8 protein-coding genes, 4 tRNA genes and 3 rRNA genes are annotated in these 12,367 nt (G+C 50.4%); 3 read left to right on the forward strand and 12 right to left on the reverse strand.

Features of this window, described 5'->3' with window-relative positions; translation table 11 throughout:
- The first annotated feature begins 59 nt into the window (after positions 1 to 59).
- A complete protein-coding gene (gene ubiK, locus DYA43_RS13750; RefSeq protein ID WP_024374230.1) occupies positions 60 to 311 on the forward strand; it encodes a ubiquinone biosynthesis accessory factor UbiK in 252 nt (83 codons plus the stop codon).
- A 120-nt stretch (positions 312 to 431) separates the two neighbouring features.
- Here ubiK and ilvC read toward each other — a convergent pair whose 3' ends face one another.
- Positions 432 to 1,916: a ketol-acid reductoisomerase gene (gene ilvC, locus DYA43_RS13755; RefSeq protein ID WP_020433563.1), complete on the reverse strand. Its 1,485-nt coding sequence runs from the start codon at positions 1,914 to 1,916 to the stop codon at positions 432 to 434.
- A 136-nt stretch (positions 1,917 to 2,052) separates the two neighbouring features.
- Here ilvC and ilvY point away from each other — a divergent pair, with 136 nt between their 5' ends.
- Positions 2,053 to 2,946 (forward strand): HTH-type transcriptional activator IlvY, encoded by an 894-nt coding sequence (gene ilvY, locus DYA43_RS13760; protein ID WP_024374228.1) that lies wholly within the window; start codon positions 2,053 to 2,055, stop codon positions 2,944 to 2,946.
- Between the two features lie 96 nt (positions 2,947 to 3,042).
- Here the strand turns inward: ilvY and DYA43_RS13765 are convergent.
- From DYA43_RS13765 to DYA43_RS13800, 7 genes are all read right to left on the reverse strand, one after another.
- Positions 3,043 to 3,133 (reverse strand) — tRNA-Ser (locus DYA43_RS13765).
- 102 nt (positions 3,134 to 3,235) lie between these two features.
- Positions 3,236 to 3,351, reverse strand: a 5S ribosomal RNA gene (gene rrf / locus DYA43_RS13770).
- Between the two features lie 94 nt (positions 3,352 to 3,445).
- Positions 3,446 to 6,333, reverse strand: a 23S ribosomal RNA gene (locus tag DYA43_RS13775).
- Between the two features lie 350 nt (positions 6,334 to 6,683).
- Positions 6,684 to 6,759, reverse strand: a tRNA-Val gene (locus DYA43_RS13785).
- Between the two features lie 28 nt (positions 6,760 to 6,787).
- Positions 6,788 to 6,863, reverse strand: a tRNA-Lys gene (locus DYA43_RS13790).
- A gap of 1 nt (position 6,864) precedes the next feature.
- Positions 6,865 to 6,940 (reverse strand) — tRNA-Glu (locus DYA43_RS13795).
- A gap of 67 nt (positions 6,941 to 7,007) precedes the next feature.
- A 16S ribosomal RNA gene (locus DYA43_RS13800) occupies positions 7,008 to 8,560 on the reverse strand.
- The 16S, 23S and 5S rRNA genes sit together here with 4 tRNA genes alongside, the layout of an rRNA operon.
- A 482-nt stretch (positions 8,561 to 9,042) precedes the next feature.
- Here DYA43_RS13800 and DYA43_RS13810 point away from each other — a divergent pair.
- Positions 9,043 to 9,591 carry a gamma carbonic anhydrase family protein gene (locus DYA43_RS13810; protein WP_020332557.1) on the forward strand — a complete coding sequence of 183 codons (549 nt, stop codon included), beginning with the start codon at positions 9,043 to 9,045 and terminating at the stop codon, positions 9,589 to 9,591.
- Here DYA43_RS13810 and DYA43_RS13815 read toward each other — a convergent pair.
- From DYA43_RS13815 to tsaC, 4 genes are read right to left on the reverse strand one after another with little or no spacing between them, the layout of a single operon-like run.
- Positions 9,584 to 9,850 carry a DUF1488 family protein gene (locus DYA43_RS13815; protein WP_061057035.1) on the reverse strand — a complete coding sequence of 89 codons (267 nt, stop codon included), beginning with the start codon at positions 9,848 to 9,850 and terminating at the stop codon, positions 9,584 to 9,586. The two genes, DYA43_RS13810 and DYA43_RS13815, sit on opposite strands and share 8 nt — an antisense overlap.
- A 2-nt stretch (positions 9,851 to 9,852) precedes the next feature.
- Positions 9,853 to 10,683 carry a shikimate dehydrogenase gene (aroE, locus tag DYA43_RS13820; protein ID WP_061057036.1) on the reverse strand — a complete coding sequence of 277 codons (831 nt, stop codon included), beginning with the start codon at positions 10,681 to 10,683 and terminating at the stop codon, positions 9,853 to 9,855.
- Positions 10,684 to 10,743: 60 nt separating this feature from the next.
- Positions 10,744 to 11,658: an oxygen-dependent coproporphyrinogen oxidase gene (hemF, locus tag DYA43_RS13825; protein WP_061057037.1), complete on the reverse strand. Its 915-nt coding sequence runs from the start codon at positions 11,656 to 11,658 to the stop codon at positions 10,744 to 10,746.
- 19 nt (positions 11,659 to 11,677) lie between these two features.
- Positions 11,678 to 12,235 carry an L-threonylcarbamoyladenylate synthase type 1 TsaC gene (tsaC, locus tag DYA43_RS13830; RefSeq protein ID WP_061057038.1) on the reverse strand — a complete coding sequence of 186 codons (558 nt, stop codon included), beginning with the start codon at positions 12,233 to 12,235 and terminating at the stop codon, positions 11,678 to 11,680.
- Between the last annotated feature and the right edge of the window lie 132 nt (positions 12,236 to 12,367).

Below are 12,367 nucleotides of genomic sequence, written 5' to 3' on the forward strand. Positions count from 1 at the left end.
ACGACATTGCACGGTGAATTGCATAGAATGAGCGGAATAAATATAGGAGTGAAGAACGAATGTTTGATCCAAAGAAACTTGAGCAAATTGCCAAACAGATTCACGAATCTATGCCTCAGCCAGTGAAAGACCTGGGGGCGGATGTGGAACAGAAAGTACGTCAGGTTATTCAGGGACAACTGAACAAACTGGACGTGGTCAGCCGCGAAGAGTTCGATGTGCAGACTCAAGTTCTGCTGCGTACGCGCCAGAAGCTAACCGAGATGGAAGCCAAACTGGCGGAGCTTGAAGCGAAACTGGCTGACAAATAAGCAGCGCCCCCTGCTTTGCGGGTGGTTGATTGAATATATAAAGGGCTTAGTCTTGCGACTAAGCCCTTTTTCTTTTTTATGTTGTTGTGTTTGCTTTTGTAATTCTTTTAAGCCGAGTGATTAATCACCTACCGCGATGCGCTTCATGTCTTTCATGTAGCCACGCAGTTCTTCACCGATGTATTCCACTGGGTGATTACGGATGATGCTGTTCACTTCGATCAGAGTGGCATTGTCCACCTGATTAGATGTTTCGCCCAGACCTTTACCAATCACGTCAGTACCCACGTTCGGCATGAATTTTTCGCGCAGTAGCGGAGTCGCTACGTTAGCGAATAGGTAGTTACCGTACTCAGCAGTATCAGAGATAACCACGTTCATTTCGTACAAACGCTTACGAGCGATGGTATTAGCGATCAGCGGCAGTTCATGCAGTGATTCATAGTACGCGGACTCGTCAATGATGCCTGATGCGGTCATTGCTTCAAATGCCAGTTCAACCCCAGCGCGAACCATCGCGATCATCAGAATGCCGTTATCAAAGTATTCTTGTTCAGCAATCTTCACATCCGTTGCCGGGTAGTTTTCAAACGCCGTTTCCGCCGTTTCTGCACGCCAGCCCAGTAGGTTCACGTCATCGTTCGCCCAGTCTGCCATCATCGTGCTGGAGAAGTGACCAGAGATGATGTCATCCATGTGTTTGTTATACAGAGGACGCAGCAGATCTTTCAGCTCCTCAGACAGTTCAAACGCTTTAATTTTCGCTGGGTTAGACAGGCGATCCATCATGTGCGTGATGCCGCCGAACTTCAGCGCTTCAGTTACGGTTTCCCAACCAAACTGCAGCAGTTTACCTGCGTAACCTGGTTCGATACCGTCAGCAATCATTTTCTCGTAACATACGATAGAACCCGCTTGCAGCATGCCACACAGGATAGTCTGTTCACCCATCAGGTCAGATTTCACTTCCGCCACGAAAGACGATTCCAGACAGCCAGCACGGTGACCCCCCGTCGCCGCAGCCCATGCTTTCGCGATATCCCAACCTTCACCTTTTGGATCGTTTTCTGGGTGAACCGCAATCAGTGTCGGAACACCAAAGCCACGTTTGTACTCTTCACGAACCTCAGTACCCGGACATTTAGGTGCCACCATAACTACGGTCAGGTCTTGACGAATTTGCATGCCTTCTTCAACAATGTTGAAGCCGTGTGAGTAACCAAGAGCAGCGCCTTCTTTCATCAGAGGCATAACCGTCTCTACAACGTTTGAGTGCTGTTTATCCGGAGTCAGGTTAACGACCAGGTCAGCTTGTGGGATCAGATCTTCATAGCTGCCAACCACAAAGCCGTTGTCTTTGGCGTTCTTGTAGGACTGACGCTTTTCATCGATGGCTGCTTGGCGCAGAGCATAAGAAACATCCAGACCAGAGTCACGCATGTTCAGACCTTGGTTCAGGCCTTGAGCACCACAACCTACGATGACGACTTTCTTGCCTTTGAGGTAATCTGCTTCTGTTGCAAATTCTTCACGTGCCATAAAGCGGCAGCGGCCAAGTTGGTCTAATTGTTCGCGCAGGTTTAGCGTATTGAAATAGTTAGCCATGAGGGTGCTCCTTTATCGTTATTCCATCAGGTCGGTGGCTCTGCACCGAATGAATTCATACTAAAACAGACAGTAAGTTGCTTAAAGTGATATATTCACAATTAGTTATTGCAATTAATGCAACATGCGAGTGCACATGAACATTAAAACCTTACAACTGTTTCTCCATCTTTGCGACAGTATGAATTTCAGCAAAACCGCCACCGCGATGCACGTCAGTCCCTCGGCGCTCAGCCGCCAGGTACAGAAACTGGAAGAAGAGATTGGTCACGTCCTGTTTGTCCGCGACAACCGCAGCGTCGAGCTGACACCAGCGGGCAGCAAGTTACTCCCAGTCGCGATGCGCATGATCAATGAGTGGCGCCAGTTTCAGTCGCAACTCAACGATCAGGAAGCAGAACTAAAAGGAGAGATTCGTCTGTTCTGTTCCGTCACCGCCAGCTACAGCCACTTACCTGAACTGCTCAATGCTTTTCGCCTCAAACACCCTTATATTGAATTCAAACTGCTGACTGGCGACCCAGCACAAGCGATCGATAAAATTCTTAACGACGAAGCGGACATAGCGATTTCCGCGATGCCAGAAAGTCTGCCATCCCGAGTTGAATTTGAAACGATCAGCGAAATCCCATTGTCAGTGATCGCGCCTATTGGTATCAGTAGCTTTGTCGAAGAAATACAAAAAGAGCACCCAGACTGGACGCAAGTACCCTTTATTGTTCCTGAAGCCGGGACCGCGCGGGATCGCGCCAACGCTTGGTTTAAAAAGATGAAGATTAAGCCCAGCATCTATGCACAGATCGCGGGCCATGAAGCGATCGTCAGTATGGTCGCTCTGGGATGTGGTGTCGGAATTGCGCCGGATGTGGTGATCAACAACAGTCCAGTGCGAGAGAAAGTACAACGCCTGTCCTTTTCACCGATCAAGCCATTCAAACTCGGAGTGTGCTGTAAGCGTTCACAGCTCGATGATCCGTTGGTCAGAGCGTTGTGGCGAGTGGTGTCATCCAAACGCAGTATCGTTGACTGAACGTTATCGCCGCCATCACCGCGGCTTTTTTACGATGTATTTTCATCATGATAAATAGCAAAAAACCCGCTGATTGCTCAGCGGGTTTTTTAATAGTGGCGGAGAGATAGGGATTTGAACCCTAGGTACGCTATTAACGTACGCCGGTTTTCAAGACCGGTGCTTTCAACCACTCAGCCATCTCTCCACAAATTGTCACTAAAAATCGAGTCTTATACTTACGATGCTAGATATTTAGCTGTGTTTTCAGGCTATTCACTTTAAATGGATATCTGAAAACGATATTAAAGCCTGGCGATGTTCTACTCTCACATGGGGAAACCCCACACTACCATCGACGCTGTTTCGTTTCACTTCTGAGTTCGGAATGGAATCAGGTGGGTCCAAAACGCTATGGTCGCCAAGCAAATTCTTAAAATTCGGAAAGCTGTTTTTCGTTCTCTCAACACATTCTTATGCGCTTAGCTTTGAGTCCACTACAAAACCCCTTGGGTGTTGTATGGTTAAGCCTCACGGGCAATTAGTACAGGTTAGCTCAACGCCTCACAACGCTTACACACCCTGCCTATCAACGTTCTAGTCTCGAACAACCCTTTAGGATACTTAAAGTATCAGGGAAGACTCATCTCAGGGCTCGCTTCCCGCTTAGATGCTTTCAGCGGTTATCGATTCCGAACTTAGCTACCGGGCAATGCGTCTGGCGACACAACCCGAACACCAGAGGTTCGTCCACTCCGGTCCTCTCGTACTAGGAGCAGCCCCCTTCAATCTTCCAACGCCCACGGCAGATAGGGACCGAACTGTCTCACGACGTTCTAAACCCAGCTCGCGTACCACTTTAAATGGCGAACAGCCATACCCTTGGGACCGACTTCAGCCCCAGGATGTGATGAGCCGACATCGAGGTGCCAAACACCGCCGTCGATATGAACTCTTGGGCGGTATCAGCCTGTTATCCCCGGAGTACCTTTTATCCGTTGAGCGATGGCCCTTCCATACAGAACCACCGGATCACTATGACCTGCTTTCGCACCTGCTCGAACCGTCATTCTCGCAGTTAAGCGGGCTTATGCCATTGCACTAACCTCACGATGTCCAACCGTGATTAGCCCACCTTCGTGCTCCTCCGTTACTCTTTGGGAGGAGACCGCCCCAGTCAAACTACCCACCAGGCACTGTCCTCACCCCGGATAACGGGGCTAAGTTAGAACATCAAACATACAAGGGTGGTATTTCAAGGACGGCTCCAACGCAACTAGCGTCACGTCTTCAAAGCCTCCCACCTATCCTACACATGTAGGTTCAATGTTCAGTGCCAAGCTGTAGTAAAGGTTCACGGGGTCTTTCCGTCTAGCCGCGGGTACACTGCATCTTCACAGCGATTTCAATTTCACTGAGTCTCGGGTGGAGACAGCGTGGCCATCATTACGCCATTCGTGCAGGTCGGAACTTACCCGACAAGGAATTTCGCTACCTTAGGACCGTTATAGTTACGGCCGCCGTTTACCGGGGCTTCGATCAAGAGCTTCGCTTACGCTAACCCCATCAATTAACCTTCCGGCACCGGGCAGGCGTCACACCGTATACGTCATCTTACGATTTTGCACAGTGCTGTGTTTTTAATAAACAGTTGCAGCCACCTGGTATCTGCGACTCTCATCAGCTCCATCCGCGAGGGACTTCACCATCAAGAGCGTACCTTCTCCCGAAGTTACGGTACCATTTTGCCTAGTTCCTTCACCCGAGTTCTCTCAAGCGCCTTGGTATTCTCTACCCGACCACCTGTGTCGGTTTGGGGTACGATTCCTTACAATCTGAAGCTTAGAGGCTTTTCCTGGAAGCATGGCATCAATGACTTCACTACCGTAGTAGCTCGACGTCGTGTCTCAGCCTTAGAGAGAGCCGGATTTACCTAACCCTCAAGCCTACGCACTTGAACCTGGACAACCGTCGCCAGGCCCACCTAGCCTTCTCCGTCCCCCCATCGCAATTGTAAGAAGTACGGGAATATTAACCCGTTTCCCATCGACTACGCCTTTCGGCCTCGCCTTAGGGGTCGACTTACCCTGCCCCGATTAACGTTGGACAGGAACCCTTGGTCTTCCGGCGGGGAGGTTTTTCACCCCCCTTGTCGTTACTCATGTCAGCATTCGCACTTCTGATACCTCCAGCATGCTTTACAACACACCTTCAACGGCTTACAGAACGCTCCCCTACCCAATACGATAAATCGCATTGCCGCAGCTTCGGTTTACAGCTTAGCCCCGTTACATCTTCCGCGCAGGCCGACTCGACTAGTGAGCTATTACGCTTTCTTTAAATGATGGCTGCTTCTAAGCCAACATCCTAGCTGTCTGAGCCTTCCCACATCGTTTCCCACTTAGCTGTAATTTGGGACCTTAGCTGGCGGTCTGGGTTGTTTCCCTCTCCACGACGGACGTTAGCACCCGCCGTGTGTCTCCCGGATAGTACTTACTGGTATTCGGAGTTTGCAAAGGGTTGGTAAGTCGGGATGACCCCCTAGCCTTAACAGTGCTCTACCCCCAGTAGTATTCGTCCGAGGCGCTACCTAAATAGCTTTCGGGGAGAACCAGCTATCTCCGAGTTTGATTGGCCTTTCACCCCTAGCCACAAGTCATCCGCTAATTTTTCAACATTAGTCGGTTCGGTCCTCCAGTTGATGTTACTCAACCTTCAACCTGCCCATGGCTAGATCACCCGGTTTCGGGTCTATATCCAGAGACTGAACGCCCAGTTAAGACTCGGTTTCCCTACGGCTCCCCTAAATGGTTAACCTTGCCACTGAATATAAGTCGCTGACCCATTATACAAAAGGTACGCAGTCACCCCACGAAGAGGCTCCTACTGCTTGTACGTACACGGTTTCAGGTTCTATTTCACTCCCCTCACAGGGGTTCTTTTCGCCTTTCCCTCACGGTACTGGTTCACTATCGGTCAGTCAGGAGTATTTAGCCTTGGAGGATGGTCCCCCCATATTCAGACAGGATAACACGTGTCCCGCCCTACTCGATTTCACTGAACATGCGCTGTCGGCTACGGGGCTATCACCCTGTTTCGCGGTCCTTTCCAGAACCTTCACCTGACGCATGTAAAGCTTAAGGGCTAATCCAATTTCGCTCGCCGCTACTATCGGAATCTCGGTTGATTTCTTCTCCTCGGGGTACTTAGATGTTTCAGTTCCCCCGGTTCGCTTCATTAACCTATGTATTCAGTTAATGATAACTGCTTATGCAGTTGGGTTTCCCCATTCGGAAATCTCAGACTCAAGTGGCTGTTACTGCCTAATCTGAGCTTATCGCAAGTTACTACGTCCTTCATCGCCTCTGACTGCCAAGGCATCCACCGTGTACGCTTAGTCACTTAACCATACAACCCGAAGGAGTTTCGGGTTGCTGTTAAACAACCTAGGTGTCACACATTTATTTTTCATGAGTGTGTGACTGATTTTGCCGGACTCAATTTGAAGACTTACTGAATCAGTAAGCTTCGATACCAAGCACACTTGAATGTGTTTGTTGGTGTATTCCATTCAGGAATACATTGAGAACTTTACAAACAACAATAAATTGTTGTTTTGTCAGCTTTCCAAATTGTTAAAGAGCTATGCCACTTTCTATCGAAAGAAACACTTTCTAAGGATTCTCAGCGTCAGAAATCCGAACCACACCCGTTTTACTGAAGTGGTTTGGCTATCCTATCCAAAAATTCTTAGAGAGTGGTGGGCGATACCGGGTTCGAACCAGTGACCCCCTGCTTGTAAGGCAGGTGCTCTCCCAACTGAGCTAATCGCCCACATTATTTGATTTCCTGTGGCAGGAAATGGTGGGTCGTGCAGGATTCGAACCTGCGACCAATTGATTAAAAGTCAACTGCTCTACCAACTGAGCTAACGACCCGTGGTATCCCGTAGGGGAGTCGAACCCCTGTTACCGCCGTGAAAGGGCGGTGTCCTAGGCCTCTAGACGAACGGGACACTAAGATACTCTTCACATTTAAACCGTATCAATCTGTGTGAACACTCATCGCAATAATCATTCGTATAAGGAGGTGATCCAGCGCCAGGTTCCCCTAGCGCTACCTTGTTACGACTTCACCCCAGTCATGAACCACAAAGTGGCAAGCGTCCTCCCGAAGGTTAAACTACCTGCTTCTTTTGCAGCCCACTCCCATGGTGTGACGGGCGGTGTGTACAAGGCCCGGGAACGTATTCACCGTGACATTCTGATTCACGATTACTAGCGATTCCGACTTCATGGAGTCGAGTTGCAGACTCCAATCCGGACTACGACGCACTTTTTGGGATTCGCTCACTTTCGCAAGTTGGCCGCCCTCTGTATGCGCCATTGTAGCACGTGTGTAGCCCTACTCGTAAGGGCCATGATGACTTGACGTCGTCCCCACCTTCCTCCGGTTTATCACCGGCAGTCTCCCTGGAGTTCCCGACATTACTCGCTGGCAAACAAGGATAAGGGTTGCGCTCGTTGCGGGACTTAACCCAACATTTCACAACACGAGCTGACGACAGCCATGCAGCACCTGTCTCAGAGTTCCCGAAGGCACCAAAGCATCTCTGCTAAGTTCTCTGGATGTCAAGAGTAGGTAAGGTTCTTCGCGTTGCATCGAATTAAACCACATGCTCCACCGCTTGTGCGGGCCCCCGTCAATTCATTTGAGTTTTAATCTTGCGACCGTACTCCCCAGGCGGTCTACTTAACGCGTTAGCTCCGAAAGCCACGGCTCAAGGCCACAACCTCCAAGTAGACATCGTTTACGGCGTGGACTACCAGGGTATCTAATCCTGTTTGCTCCCCACGCTTTCGCATCTGAGTGTCAGTATCTGTCCAGGGGGCCGCCTTCGCCACCGGTATTCCTTCAGATCTCTACGCATTTCACCGCTACACCTGAAATTCTACCCCCCTCTACAGTACTCTAGCCTGCCAGTTTCAAATGCAATTCCGAGGTTGAGCCCCGGGCTTTCACATCTGACTTAACAAACCACCTGCATGCGCTTTACGCCCAGTAATTCCGATTAACGCTCGCACCCTCCGTATTACCGCGGCTGCTGGCACGGAGTTAGCCGGTGCTTCTTCTGCAGCTAACGTCAAAAGATACCGCTATTAACGATACCTCCTTCCTCACTGCTGAAAGTACTTTACAACCCGAAGGCCTTCTTCATACACGCGGCATGGCTGCATCAGGCTTGCGCCCATTGTGCAATATTCCCCACTGCTGCCTCCCGTAGGAGTCTGGACCGTGTCTCAGTTCCAGTGTGGCTGATCATCCTCTCAGACCAGCTAGGGATCGTCGCCTTGGTGAGCCCTTACCTCACCAACTAGCTAATCCCACCTGGGCATATCCTGACGCGAGAGGCCCGAAGGTCCCCCTCTTTGAGCCGAAGCTATCATGCGGTATTAGCCATCGTTTCCAATGGTTATCCCCCACATCAGGGCAATTTCCCAGGCATTACTCACCCGTCCGCCGCTCGCCGCCCAACAAATCCCCCGAAGGTTCAATGTTGTCGCTGCCGCTCGACTTGCATGTGTTAGGCCTGCCGCCAGCGTTCAATCTGAGCCATGATCAAACTCTTCAATTAAAGTTTTGGCTCAATGAATACTGATAACATTACTATGTAATGTTGAATTGACTGTGCTCGATACCGAAGTATCAAATTGGTCACTCAGTTCATTGATAAATCTTTTGCGATTATCATCAACGAGTGCCCACACAGATTGATAGGTTTATATTGTTAAAGAGCTTTCTTCCTGCTTCAGCGACTGAGTCACCGTGGAAGAGGCGGCCATTTTAGCGAGATAAACTGTCGTGTCAAACACTTTTTTCAGTTTATTTTCGCGAGCTTTTCAGCTCTGAAAACGACCTTGCTGAACTGCTTTTGTTTCTTTCGAAGCTTTGCCGTGTCAGCGAGGGGGCATTATAGAGATCGAGCTCACATTGGCAAGCGCTTTTTCACGTTTTTTTTGATTTTTTAACTGTTTGACTGTTTTTTATTCACCAAGGGCTATTTCTACTACTCTTTCACTTCTAAACTGCCCTCAACAGCCCAGATAAGGAGGCGTAATGAGCGCTATTCGTAGTTATAAAGGAATCACTCCACAGATCGGTGAACGTGTCTATATAGATGAGAGTTCCGTTCTCGTTGGCGACATCAAGATTGGTAATGACGCCAGTATTTGGCCTCTGGTGGCGGCTCGCGGTGATGTGAACCACATTGTGATCGGCGCGCGCTCCAATATTCAGGATGGAAGTGTGTTGCATGTGACGCACAAGAATAACGAAAATCCAGACGGCTATCCGCTGATTATCGGTGAAGACGTGACCGTCGGGCATAAAGTGATGTTGCATGGCTGCACCATCCAAGATCGCGTGTTAGTCGGCATGGGCGCTATCGTATTGGATGGCGTAGTAGTAGAAAGTGATGTGATGATCGGTGCGGGCAGTTTAGTCCCACCTGGAAAACGCTTAGAAAGCGGCTATCTATATATAGGCAGCCCGGTGAAACAGGCTCGTCCTCTAAATGAAAAAGAAAGAGCCTTTTTAGTAAAGTCCGCACAAAACTACGTTCAGAATAAAAATGACTACCTGACGTCGGTTGAAGCCGTTAGCTAACCACTTCGATTTGTCCGCGCTGGTTGTAGTCTTCTTCTTCAATCAGCGCTTCAGCTATTTCTTCCAAATCAAAACGCAGTGTCTGAAAAATAGCCAGAGCCTGTTGCTCACCATCAATCGTCTCTGCCGACAGACGGCTGAGTTCGGCAAGCGTCACGACACATTCAATGAGCGCTCCGGCCTGCTGTGCAGGAAACACCACGGCTTGCAGCTCATCATTCCAAGTTTGCATATCCGGAAATAAGATCGATTGGTTCATGATTAACCTTCTAAATTTTTGCGCAGTTCACGCAGAATCTGTTTCGTCCCCGGACGTAAACCACGCCATAACATAAAACTTTCTGCCGCCTGCCCCACCAGCATCCCCAAACCGTCATACGCCTGAGCACACCCACTGTCTAATGCCCATTGGTTGAAAATGGTGTGACCTTTACCATACATCATGTCGTACGCCACACTGGTCGGCTGGAAAATCGCGGCGGAGATATCCGGTAAGGCACCATCCAGACTGGCCGACGTCGAGTTGATGATGACATCAAAACCGGAATTCAGCTGCGCCATTTCCACAGCGTTCACCTTACCGTACGGAGCAAAGCTCTCCGCTAACTGCTGCGCTTTGGCAAAGGTGCGGTTCGTAATGGTGATGCTGGCTGGCTGTTTATCTAATAAAGGCTTGAGCACACCACGCGCCGCGCCGCCGGAACCAATCAACAGAATTCGCGCGTCTTGCAACGGCACCTGATGCAACATCAGATCCTGCACCAGACCTTCACCATCCGTGTTATCCCCCAGAATACCGCCATCATCGAGTTTTTTAAGCGTGTTAACCGCGCCAGCCAGTTGCGCCCGTTCCGTCAAGCGGGTGGCAAACGTGAACGCCGCTTCTTTAAACGGAACGGTGATGTTGCACCCTTTACCGCCGTGGGCAAAGAAATCTGTCGCAGCTTGCACAAAACCATCCACGGGCGCGAGTTGCGCGGTGTAGGTCATGGCCTGATTGGTTTGACGGGCAAATAAGGTATGAATGAAAGGTGATTTACTGTGGCCGATCGGGTTGCCGAACACCGCATACTGATCGTATTGAAAATCCATGTTCCTGCCTGAAAGAAAGAGGGTCGCTGTATGCGACCCTATCACTCACTACTGACTCTGTCACCACTCGCGCGGTACTAAAAATTGCTGTAATTCCGCTTCGGCGCTCCCCGCCTGTGGCTGATAACGATATTCCCAGCGCGCCAACGGCGGCATTGACATCAGAATCGACTCGGTGCGTCCACCCGATTGCAGGCCAAACAACGTGCCGCGGTCAAAGACCAAGTTAAATTCGACATAACGGCCACGACGGTAGAGCTGGAACTCGCGTTCGCGTTCGCCATACGGTGTCGCTTTGCGGCGCTCGACAATCGGCAGATACGCCTGCGTGTACCCCTCGCCGACCGCCTTAATATAGTCAAAGCACTGCTCAAAGCTCCACTGATTGAGATCGTCAAAGAACAGCCCGCCGATACCGCGGGTTTCCTCGCGATGCGGCAGATAGAAGTAACGATCGCACCATGCTTTATGCTCGGCGTAAACGTCATCACCAAACGGCGCGCACAGTGCTTTTGCCACACGGTGCCACTCATGACAATCCTGCTCAAACGGATAGAAGGGCGTGAGATCAAATCCGCCGCCAAACCACCAAATCGGCGCCTCACCCTCTTTTTCCGCAATGAAAAAACGCACGTTCGCGTGCGAAGTCGGTACGTATGGGTTATTGGGATGCATCACTAATGACACGCCCATCGCTTCAAAGCGGCGTCCGGCCAGTTCCGGGCGGTGTGCGGTTGCCGATGCGGGCATCTGCTGACCTTCCACATGGGAGAAATTCACCCCGCCCTGTTCAAACACATGACCATGACGCATCACGCGCGTACGACCGCCGCCGCCGAGCTTTTCGCCTGGTTCACGATGCCAGGCATCTTCTTCAAATTTGGCACCGCCATCGACGGCTTCCAACTGCTGGCAAATGCTGTCTTGTAGCGACAACAGAAATTGTTTGACGGCTTCTTTATTGATGGTTGGCATCGTTACTTCCTTTGCTGACTTAGCCTTGTCTCAGTACCTGGAGCGTTTTGGCATCGCGAATCTCGCTGGGTTTATTGCGTCCGCCCGTTTCGCCTTGCAGAATCGCCACCAGCTGATCACCGAGTTGCTGTTCGACTTCCTGCGTGGTCATGCACGGTGGCAAACCGGACAGATTCGCGCTGGTTGAGGTCAGCGGCTTGCCATACGCCAAACACAGCTTCCGCACCAACGGATGATCGGTCACGCGCACGGCGATGGTATCAAACTGGCCGCTCACCCAATGCGAGACACGCTGGCTGGCTGGCATGATCCAGGTCACCGGCCCCGGCCAGGTCGACTGCACTCGCTCCAACTGCTCTTGAGTCAGTTGGCTTTCATCAATATAAGGCAGCAGTTGTTGGTACGACGCAGCGATCAGAATCAGGCCCTTCTCGACCGGACGCTGCTTGAGTTGCAGCAACTTTTCAATCGCCTGCGGATTGTCCGGATCACACCCGACACCAAACACACCTTCAGTGGGATAAGCGATCACTTCACCGGACTGCAACGCTTGCAGTGTATGTTCAAAATTATTCACCAGAGTTTCCTAAGTTGAGCTGACTTTTTTATTTGCGGCCTAGTGTACAAATTATCCGGCGCAACGGCTAAATCTAATTCGGGATAAATTATACCGCTACACTTTCAATCACTGCGCAAACGTTTGCTTGAA

Source organism: Vibrio fluvialis, from assembly GCF_900460245.1.
Classification (GTDB): Bacteria; Pseudomonadota; Gammaproteobacteria; order Enterobacterales; family Vibrionaceae; genus Vibrio; species Vibrio fluvialis.

What these genes read in the sequence shown, in the direction of transcription:
- ubiK (WP_024374230.1), top strand. Translation starts at nt 60, where the DNA reads ATGTTTGATCCAAAGAAACTTGAGCAAATTGCCAAACAGATTCACGAA.
- ilvC (WP_020433563.1), bottom strand. Translation starts at nt 1,916, where the DNA reads ATGGCTAACTATTTCAATACGCTAAACCTGCGCGAACAATTAGACCAA.
- ilvY (WP_024374228.1), top strand. Translation starts at nt 2,053, where the DNA reads ATGAACATTAAAACCTTACAACTGTTTCTCCATCTTTGCGACAGTATG.
- DYA43_RS13810 (WP_020332557.1), top strand. Translation starts at nt 9,043, where the DNA reads ATGAGCGCTATTCGTAGTTATAAAGGAATCACTCCACAGATCGGTGAA.
- DYA43_RS13815 (WP_061057035.1), bottom strand. Translation starts at nt 9,850, where the DNA reads ATGAACCAATCGATCTTATTTCCGGATATGCAAACTTGGAATGATGAG.
- aroE (WP_061057036.1), bottom strand. Translation starts at nt 10,683, where the DNA reads ATGGATTTTCAATACGATCAGTATGCGGTGTTCGGCAACCCGATCGGC.
- hemF (WP_061057037.1), bottom strand. Translation starts at nt 11,658, where the DNA reads ATGCCAACCATCAATAAAGAAGCCGTCAAACAATTTCTGTTGTCGCTA.